This is a genomic window from Pseudoalteromonas sp. SR41-4 (assembly GCF_014163985.1).
GTDB lineage: Bacteria > Pseudomonadota > Gammaproteobacteria > Enterobacterales > Alteromonadaceae > Pseudoalteromonas > Pseudoalteromonas rhizosphaerae.
This window is the reverse complement of the sequence record NZ_JACJEI010000096.1, coordinates 1-279: the sequence shown is the minus strand read 5'-3', so window position 1 is coordinate 279 and position 279 is coordinate 1. Positions and strand designations below refer to the sequence as shown.

Annotated in this window: 1 rRNA gene; it reads right to left on the bottom strand. The window is 39.8% G+C overall.

The features are described 5' to 3' along the window. Positions 1-5 precede the first annotated feature (5 nt). Positions 6-120 (bottom strand): 5S ribosomal RNA (gene rrf, locus H5180_RS23375). Between the last annotated feature and the right edge of the window lie 159 nt (positions 121-279).

Genomic DNA, 279 nt, shown 5'->3' with positions numbered 1-279 from the left:
TTGGAGCCTGGCAATGTCCTACTTTCACATAGCAAATGCTACACTATCATCGGCGCTGTTTCGTTTCACTACTGAGTTCGGCATGGGGTCAGGTGGGTCCAAAACGCTATTGTTACCAAGCAAATTTGGTGTTAATCGCGTTAGCAATTAACTAAAATTTGGAATTCTGATAATAAAGTTTTCAGTAAATCTACTTTAGTCTATTAACTTCTTGCGCTATCAACTATCACATAAAACGCGTTTGGCGTTGTATGGTTAAGCCTCACGGGTAATTAGTAC